Raw genomic sequence first — 7912 nt, 5'->3', positions numbered from 1 at the left:
TAAAGGACTTCGACCTCTACGGCAAGAAGGGGGACGGCCTGCTTGCAAAGCTCAAGCTCAAGCTTCTGGGCCCTCCCGAGGCCGGCAGGGTGCCGCAGACGGGCATCGAGGACAAGATCGAGCGCATGCGCAAGGACATATCGGTCGAGGTCATAGGCCGGGGCGGACGGCGCGGCGGGGACGCCTTCAGCATAAGCTACATGGGCAAGGACCCTTACGTGACCATGGAGGTGACCAACACCCTCGCCTCGCTCTTCATCGAGGAGAACCTGCGGATCAGGGAGCAGTACGCCGAGGGGACCTCCGAGTTTCTGGCTAACGAGCTCGCCAGGGCCAAGGCCGAGCTCGAGGCCCAGGAGCAGGCCATAAGGGATTTCAAGGAGAGGCACATGGGCAGCCTCCCCGAGCAGCTCGACGCGAACCTGAGAACGCTCGACAGGCTCCAGCTCGAGCTCATATCGCTGAAGGGCTCGCTCAAGAACGCCCTCGACAGGCGCGATATGCTCCGTGAGCAGCTTGCGCTGCTCGAGGCCGGCCTCGACGCCGACCAGCCGCAGGCGGCGGTGCCCGCGGTGAGCGGCGTGGTCAAGGCGCCGCCACAGCCCGACCCCCTGGAAACGGAGCTCGAGAGGCTCAAGGCCGAGCTGGCGGGACTCCTCTCCGTGTACAAGGAGACGTATCCCGATGTAATCATCGTAAGAAAGCGCATAGAGGAGATAGAGAGGACGCTGCAGGCCAGGGCCGCCGTCAAGGGGGCGGTCGCCGACGAGGAGACCGGCGGCGGCGCGGAGGCGAGCGGCCCCGCCGGGCAGGCGGACGGCGGAGCGGCCAAGGGGGCCGTCGACGACGAGAGGCTCATACGCGGCTCGGAGACCTATGCGCGCCTGAAGGAGGTCGAGTCCCAGATCGCTTCGCTCACGAAGAGCGAAGAGAGGATAAGGCGCCAGATCAAGGAGTACGAGCGCCGCGTGGAGAGCACCCCGGGCAACGAACAGCGCCTCGCCGACCTCCAGCGCGACTACGACATATCCTTCAAGAACTACCAGAACCTTCTCGAAAAGAAGCTCAACGCCAGGCTCGCCGAGAATCTCGAAAAGCGGCAGAAGGGCGAGAGGTTCAGGGTCCTGGACCCGGCCAACCTCCCTGAAAAGCCCGTAAAGCCCAACAAGGCGAAGATCATACTCCTCGGCGCCGGCGGCGGCGCGGGCATGGGGCTGGCCCTGGCCTTCCTGCTCGAGCTCATGAATCCGGCCTTCCGCAAGCCCGAGGACTTCGACGGCTTTACGGACATCCCCGTGCTCACCGTAATCCCCGTGCACGAGTTCGGGAAGACCCCCTCCCGGGGCCGCAAGAGAAAGCTCAGGCTGCTCAGCGGCGACAGGGGCGGCGGCTTGTCGTAAGGAAAGCGCCGGCAGGGCGCCGGGAAGGGAAGGCGCCCCTTGCCCCGTGAACGGTGGGGCGTGCCGGGCGGATCGACAGGGGGGACGGCGCAAGCCGTCCCTGGACGGACACTGAGAGAGGAGAGTTGACGATCATCCGATGAAGTGGTTCGGCAGGTTCAGGTCCGGCGGACGAAACGACGGCCTCCCCGACGGCGTGCCGGAGCGGGAGCGGCGGGTAGCGAGGGATGCGAAGAGAAGGCGGATATGGGCCGTCGGCGGAGGCAAGGGTGGAGTGGGAAAGAGCTTTATCGCCTCGAGCCTCGGCCTGCTCCTTGCCAGAGACGGCGCGAGGGTCCTGCTCGTCGACGCCGACCTCGGCGCATCGAACCTCCATACCTTCCTCGGCATGAACGCCGCGCGCCAGACCCTTTCGAACTTCCTCAAGGGCAGGGTGTCGGATATAAGAGAGCTCGTAACCGCCACGGGTTACGAAAACCTCGATATAGTATGCGGCGCCAGGGACTCGCTCGACGTGGCCGATATGGGAGGGCCGAGACTGGGGCGGCTTGAAAGGGCGCTGCACGGTCTCGACTACGACAACATCATCCTCGACATAGGGCCGGGCACGTCGTCGAACATGCTCGACATGTTTCTCTTCGCGGGCCTCGGCATACTGGTGACCACGCCGGAGCCGACGTCCATTGAGAATACCTACCGGTACCTGAAATGTCTCTTCGCAAGGCAGATCAGGCGGATAACCGAGTCCGAGGAGGACCTCAGGCTCAAGTCGCTTCTGAGATCGGTCTTCAATTCGAGGTCCGCGAGGACCATAGCCGACATCTTCGTCGAGCTTCGCCGGATGGACCCCGGCGGTGAAGAGATGGTGCGCGGCATGATGGCCGAGACGAGGATATCGCTGCTCGTCAACCAGGCGCGCAGGGACAAGGACGGCGACATAGGGCGGCTCATGCAGACGGCCTGTTACAACTACTTCGGCATGGACGTGGGCTACGCCGGCCACGTCAGCTACGAGGGGATCGTGAGCGACGCCGTCAGGGCGAGGAAGCCCTTTGTCATCGGCTACCCCGGTTCCGAGACGGCGGCGGCGCTCCAGGCGTGCCTGGTCAGGATCGGCCACTGGAGCGCGGAGGAGGTCGGCTTCTGAAGCGGCCGCCGCCTGCGTGAAAGTTCCGGAGGCGAGAGTCCATGAAAGACCTGAAAGAGAAGAACTACTACGAGGTGCTCAACGTCCCGCGCAGCGCCACGGCCGAGGAGATAGCCGAGGCCTACTCGAGGGCGAAGAGCGCGTTCTGTGAGGACTCTCCGGCGCTCTACTCGCTCTACAGCGAAGAAGAGAGAAAGGACACCATGGACCTGATCGACGAGGCCTACGAAACACTGAAAGACCCGGAGAAGAAGGGCCGCTACGACGCCCTGCTCGATACGGCCGCTTCCGCGGCGGCCGACGAGGGGCCGCTGACGGCGCTGGGCGGCTTCGACGACGACGCCGACCTCGTGCGCGAGAGCCTTGGTGTCGACGCCTACAGGGAGGTGACGCTCAAGGCGCGGCTCGCCGTGGCGGACGACGCCGACCCGGTGGCGGCCGAGCAGTACCGCGTCCTCTACACCAAGCTCGAACAGGTGGGCCTGAAGAAGTCCTGCAAGGTCTTCGCCGTAACCAGCGCGCTCAAGGGCGAGGGAAAGACCACCACGGCCTTCAACCTCTCCTACATCATGGGCCGGGAGTTCAGGAAGAAGACGCTGCTCGTGGAATGTGACTTCAAGCATCCGGCCTTCGCTCCTTACCTCGACGCCGTCCCGGCCTTCGGCCTCCCCGACGTGCTCTCCGGCGAGGCGGAGCTGGGGGAGACGATACTCCGCGTGGCGCACACGGACCTCTACGTCCTGCCTGCGCTGCGCAGCGTCAAGAACTCCATAAGCCTTCTCGGCTCCAGGGAGATGGCCCTGGCCGTGAACAGCTTCAGGCGCGAGTTCGACTACATCATCGTCGACGCTCCGCCCGTACTCTCGCTGGCCGACATGAACGTTCTGTCCAAGGTCGTTGACGCCATGATCCTCGTCGTCAGGGCCGGCAAGACGCCGCGTGACATGGTGAATAAGGCCATAGCTTCGCTCCAGGAGAGCGATATAGCCGGTATCGTACTCAACGGCGCCGAAACGACCTTGAAGAAGTACGGATACTACTATTGAGCTCACGGAAAAAGAAGGCCTCATCCATGTTCTACTTTCTCAACAGGTATCTCTCCAAGAGGACGCTCATGGTGTGGGCGTCGGAGAGCATCCTCCTCTACCTCATCGCCCTCTCTCTCACCGCCACCATGGACGGTTACGGCTACCTGGCGGTGGACTTCCATCCCCTGGCGGCCCTTGCCGTCGCCTCGGTCTACGGCGTCGTCTACTACTACTTCGACCTCTACGCCCGCGAGCACCACAGCCGGCCGTCGGTCCTCTTCCGCAGGCTTGCGGCGGCGACCCTCACGGCCGCGGCGGGCGAGGCGCTCTTGCGCCTTGCCGCGGGGTACCAGATATACACGGTGCCGCTCGACGCGGTGCTCATAGCGACGGCGGTGTGCCTGTGGAGGGCCTTTCTCGCCAGGCACCTGGAGTTCGACGTCGGCAAGGGCAGGGTCATGATAATCGGCACCGGCGACCTGGCAAGGAAGATAGGCTCCGAGATCTACGGCGACAAGGACCACGACCTCGAGCTCGTCGGCTTCATAGACGACGACCCGGAGAAGATAGGACACTCCATAGTGAACCCCGGTGTCATCGGCGGTTACGGCGATATTGCGAGGCTTGCCGAGACCGAAGGGGTGGACAGGATAATCGTGGCGCTCGCCGACAGGCGCTCGAAGCTTCCCATGTCGGCGCTGCTGGACTGCAAGCTCAAGGGGGTGAGCATCGAGGAGGGCGAGACCTTTCAGGAGAGGATGATGGGCAAGATACCGCTTGACCAGCTCAAGCCGAGCTGGCTCGTCTTCTCCGACGGCTTCAAGTCCCTGAGGTCGAGAAAGATCATAAAGCGCGTGCTCGACATGGTCTTCTCCTTCGTGCTGCTCGTGGCGGCCCTGCCGGTCATGGCGCTTACGGCCGTGGCCATAAAGCTCGAGTCCCGGGGGCCCGTCATCTTCCGTCAGACCCGTGTGGGCGAGAACGGCAGGCACTTCGAGATATACAAGTTCCGCTCCATGCGCCAGGACGCCGAGTCCAAGACCGGCCCGGTCTGGGCCAGGGAGAAGGACGACAGGGTGACCAGGGTGGGCGCCTTCATCAGGAAGACCCGCATCGACGAGCTCCCCCAGCTCATAAACGTGCTGCGCGGCGACATGAGCTTTGTCGGCCCCAGGCCCGAGCGCCCCTATTTCGTCGACCAGCTCAAGGAGGTCATACCCTACTACGAGATAAGGACGGCCGTAAAGCCCGGCGTCACGGGCTGGGCCCAGATCAAGTACCCCTACGGCGCCACCTTCAAGGACGCCCTCGAAAAGCTCCAGTACGACCTCTACTACATCAAGAACATGTCGCCGCTCTTCGACGTCATAATCTTCTTCAGGACCATAAAGGTCGTACTCTCAAGGAAGGGGGCCAGGTAGGCGGCCGGAGCTCCGCTATCCTGTTCCCTCCCTCAGCCCTCCTTTCCGCCTAAAGCCCCCCTCTCCCGCAAGCAGCGCCGCGAAGATGCCGAATTCGAGGAGCCGCAGGGCCGGCAGGTCCGCGCCCCTGGCCGTGAAGACGTAGGAGAGGAGCGCCAGGGCCGTCAGGGCCGTCCATGCCCTCGATGGGCGCAGGCTCAGAAGCGGCGCGAACCAGAGCATGTACCAGGGCGCAACGACGGGGGAGAGGAGGACGAGGGCGGCGACGACATGGAAGAAACCCCTCACAAGGGTCGCCTTCCGGCCGTCGTCGCGGACGGCGGCGTACAGCGAGAGGGCGAGCACCGAGGCCGCGCAGACGAGCCGCGCGGCGACGTAGGGGTCGGCCGCAAAGGGTGTGAGCGCGAGCCTCACGGCGTCGAAGGGGCCGGGGTTGAAGAGCCAGTGCTCGAAGTAGGTGATGAGCCCCTCGAAGGGAGAGAGGACGGCCGGCGCCGTGGCCGTGAAGGGGAGATAAAGGAGCGCGAGCGTGGCCCCGGCGGCGGCCGTCCCCCGAAGCCCCGTCCTCTTCACATAGAGGGGCAGCAGCGCCAGCGCAAAGAGCTTGGCCCCGACGGCGAGGCCGTAGAGGACGGCGGCCCGCAGCGCCCGTCCCTCGATGAGAAGGAGGAGCGAGGCCGTGAGAAGAAAGACGGCCAGCGTGTCCACGTGGCCCGAGCCAGCCGCCTCCTTGAGCACCAGGGGGTTCCATGCGTATGCGACGACGAGACGGCGGTCCATGGCGAGGCGGTCGAGAAGCCTCACCACGACCGGCACGGTGGCAAGGTGAAAGGCCGCGAAGACGGCCTTGAAGGCGGTGAGGCCGCTGCCTGCGGCCTTGTATACGGCGGCGAAGACGAGCTGGGCCGCCGGGGGATAGATGGTCGGCACGTAGGGGTAGTTTATGTTGGGGTATACGGCCTCGTCGCGCAGGGCGCGCAGGGCGAAGGAGTCGGGGGCGTGGGCATAGGGGTTGACGCCGCTTGCGAGCACGCGCCCGTCCCAGACGTAGCGGTACATGTCGTCCTCGAGCACCGCCGGCGCGAGGACCGACACCGCCGTCATGAGAAGGGCGAAGAGGACTATGAGCCGCAGGTGCAGGGCCTTCTCCTCGCCGCGGCCGGCGGCGCCGCCCGGGCGGGCCAGGCGCGAGAGAAGATGGAGATAGGGCGCGAAGGCGAGGGCGTAGGGGAGCACGCCGGCCACGGAGGCGTCCCCGTCGGCGATGAAGAGCGGCGCCGCGCACAGGAGGAGGACCGCCGCGCCGCACGCCAGCAGCGCCGCCGTGAAGCTACCGGTAGATGATGTACTCAAAGCGGGCCCTGATGGTTATCTCGTCGAGCTCGAAGTCGTGGGGAAAGGGACTGAAGGGGGCCGCGAGCTTGAGCGCCGTCACGGCCGCCTCGTCGAGGGGGGGGTACTTCGACGACTTGACGATCTTCACCTCCCCGAGCGAGCCGTCGCGTCTTATGTCGAAGTCGATCCTGAGCCACCCCTGCCAGCCGTTCTTTACGGCGATGAGCGGATACTCCCACTTGCTCTCCACCTTGATCTTCAGGTCCTGGAGATAGACCCTGTAGCGCAGCTCCGATGTGTTGAACTGGAGGCGCTTGCCCTTTTCGTTTCGCGGCGCCTGTTTTTCATACTCCTTGGCCAGGGCCGCGAGCCTTCGGGCCTCGGGGAAGAGGGAAGGAGCCTCGGTCTCCTCCGGCGGAAGCGTAAGGAGCGGCACCGGCGGCGCCTCGGACTCGCCGTCGGGGGCGGGGGCGCTCTCCGGGGAGGCGACGGCGGCCTCGGGGAGTCGGGCCGCAGGCACCGGCGCTTCGGGCTCCGCGGGCGCAGCGGCCGCCCCGTCCCCCATGCTCTCTCCTTCGTCGGCGCGGGGATACGGAGCCCTGGCGTCATCGCCGTCGGCCGCGGCGGCATGGGGCGCGGAGGGCGGCGCGGCCGAAGGGACTAAACTCTCCTGCGCTGGCCGTGTCTCTTCCTGCGCCGGGCCCCCGGAGCGGGTGGGGGGACCTAATGGGGGAGCGAAGGCCCCGGCGCCGGCTTCGGGCCGGGGGGCCTCGAAGGCCGCCACAGCCGTTTCCTCCCTCTCCTCTGCCGGTTCCGCGCCGGTCCCGCCCTTCTCTCCGGTTTCCTCCGCGAACGGGGGCGGCGGGACAGGCGGGGCCGGGACCCAGGTGACGGGCGCCTCGAAGGACGCGGAAGGCGGCGGCGGCGCCTCCGCCCTATCCACGGCCTGCGGCTCCTGCCGCGCACTCTCCGCCGCCCGGGCCATCTCTTGCTCGATGGCCGCCACGGGCGGCCCGTCGACGACCTCGACCGAGGCGAGGGGCTCGGCGGCCCCCTCCCCGGCCCCCTCCCCGGCCTCCAGCGGCGGCGAAGGCGCCGGTGGAGGCACAGGCGCTTCCGTGGCCGGCGTCCCCTCTCCGACGTCCGCCGGGGAAGGCCCGGCGGGTAAGGCCGCGGCGGCGGGCGGGGGAGGCGGTTCGCTCTCCCCCGTCGCCTCCCCCGCAGGGGCGGGCGCCGTCGGCACCGGAGCTTCGGCCTCCTCCTCGTGCTGCGTGACCTCCTCTTCGGCGAGCGCCTTCTCCTCGACCGCCTCCTCCAGGGGCGGCGGGGCCTCGAGCGCGGGTGTCGTCGCCTGCTCCGTCCCTCTTTGCAGCTCTTCGGCATCGGCGACGGCGGCGCTCTCCACGGGGGCGGGCACCGCTATGACGGCCTCTTCGTCAGCAGCGGCCCTCGCCTCTCCCCCCGGCTCCTTCCCGCCCGCCGGCACCTGTTGCGCCGCCGTCGCCGCGGCCCCGGCCGGCAGCGGCGGTCCTCCCTCCGCCCCGGGCTTCGGCACCTCGACCACGTCCACAACCAGCGGCC

At 66.9% G+C, this 7912-nt stretch carries 6 protein-coding genes; 4 read left to right on the top strand and 2 right to left on the bottom strand.

What is annotated here, in order from left to right; translation table 11 throughout:
• The 4 genes from ENJ37_07795 to ENJ37_07780 all read left to right on the top strand — a co-directional run.
• A partial coding sequence (locus ENJ37_07795; GenBank protein HHL40393.1) for a hypothetical protein occupies positions 1 to 1400 on the top strand: 1400 nt, incomplete at its 5' end.
• Between the two features lie 139 nt (positions 1401 to 1539).
• Positions 1540 to 2547, top strand: coding sequence for a MinD/ParA family protein (locus tag ENJ37_07790; protein ID HHL40392.1), 1008 nt, complete (start codon positions 1540 to 1542; stop codon positions 2545 to 2547).
• A 41-nt stretch (positions 2548 to 2588) separates the two neighbouring features.
• On the top strand, positions 2589 to 3593 hold the full coding sequence (locus ENJ37_07785; protein ID HHL40391.1) for a polysaccharide biosynthesis tyrosine autokinase: 1005 nt from the start codon (positions 2589 to 2591) through the stop codon (positions 3591 to 3593).
• A gap of 26 nt (positions 3594 to 3619) precedes the next feature.
• Positions 3620 to 4996 carry a TIGR03013 family PEP-CTERM/XrtA system glycosyltransferase gene (locus ENJ37_07780; GenBank protein HHL40390.1) on the top strand — a complete coding sequence of 459 codons (1377 nt, stop codon included), beginning with the start codon at positions 3620 to 3622 and terminating at the stop codon, positions 4994 to 4996.
• Positions 4997 to 5011: 15 nt separating this feature from the next.
• On the opposite strand, the gene ENJ37_07775 is transcribed toward ENJ37_07780, so the two are convergent.
• Positions 5012 to 6349, bottom strand: a complete 1338-nt coding sequence (locus ENJ37_07775; protein ID HHL40389.1) for a DUF2029 domain-containing protein — start codon at positions 6347 to 6349, stop codon at positions 5012 to 5014.
• Positions 6327 to 7912: TonB family protein (locus tag ENJ37_07770; GenBank protein ID HHL40388.1), on the bottom strand; the 1586-nt coding region annotated here is incomplete at its 5' end. The genes ENJ37_07770 and ENJ37_07775, both read right to left, overlap by 23 nt.

The sequence above is a fragment of the Deltaproteobacteria bacterium genome, assembly GCA_011375175.1.
Classification (GTDB): domain Bacteria; phylum Desulfobacterota; class GWC2-55-46; order GWC2-55-46; family DRME01; genus DRME01.
This window is presented reverse-complemented; position numbering and strand designations above follow the sequence as displayed.